The following is a 714-nucleotide window of genomic DNA, read 5'->3' on the forward strand; positions in this document are numbered from 1 at the left end:
TACGTTGCGCGCGCTGCCTGACGCGTTAGCGGCCCGGTTCCGCGCCCGCTACGAGCAGGCGCTGCTCGGGCTGCTGCGCGCAGAGCGCGGCGCGCCCGACGCGGCGCTGGACGAACTCGATGCGATGCAGGTCGCGCTCGCCGACGACGGGCCGTACGATTTCTGGCGGCTCGCGAACGCGTGCCTGCGCGCGCTGCGCGCAAGCGGCGCGCCCGAGCTGAAACGCTTTCTTGCGCGGACCAACCTGCTGCTCGCCGAACAGGTGCGGGGCCGGCGCAGCGCGCCGCCCGAGCTCGTGCGCGAGACGGTGGCGCTGCTGTGGCGCGATTTCGCGCTGTTCGGCGCCGCGGCCGAGGACGTCGCGCTCGTCGAGGTGCTGCACGACTACGGGCTGACGGTCGACTGGCATGTCGCCGGCACGCCGGCGTCCGAGGCGTTGTGGGAAGCCGATGCCGCGCGGGCCGAGCACGATGCGGTCGCCGTCGCGCCGACCCGCGCGCTCGGCGTCGTGACCGTCAACGCGCATGCGTACGAGGATTTCCTGCAGACGGCCGATGCGTCGATGGCCGACCTCGCCGCCGACCCGGCCAGAGCCGACGCAGGCGCCGCCTGGCACGCGTCCGGCGCCGCCTACCGGGTCGGGACGGCCGCGTGCGCGCTCGGGCTCGGCCACGCGGCACTGCTGGCCGATACGCTCGGCCTCGCATGGCGCCG

Annotated in this window: 1 pseudogene; it reads left to right on the plus strand. The window is 75.1% G+C overall.

What is annotated here, in order from left to right:
• A pseudogene (locus tag G3N62_RS35560) lies at window positions 1-714 on the plus strand (hypothetical protein); the annotation flags it as partial.

Source organism: Burkholderia sp. Tr-20355 (assembly GCF_017104685.1).
Lineage (GTDB): Bacteria > Pseudomonadota > Gammaproteobacteria > Burkholderiales > Burkholderiaceae > Burkholderia > Burkholderia seminalis.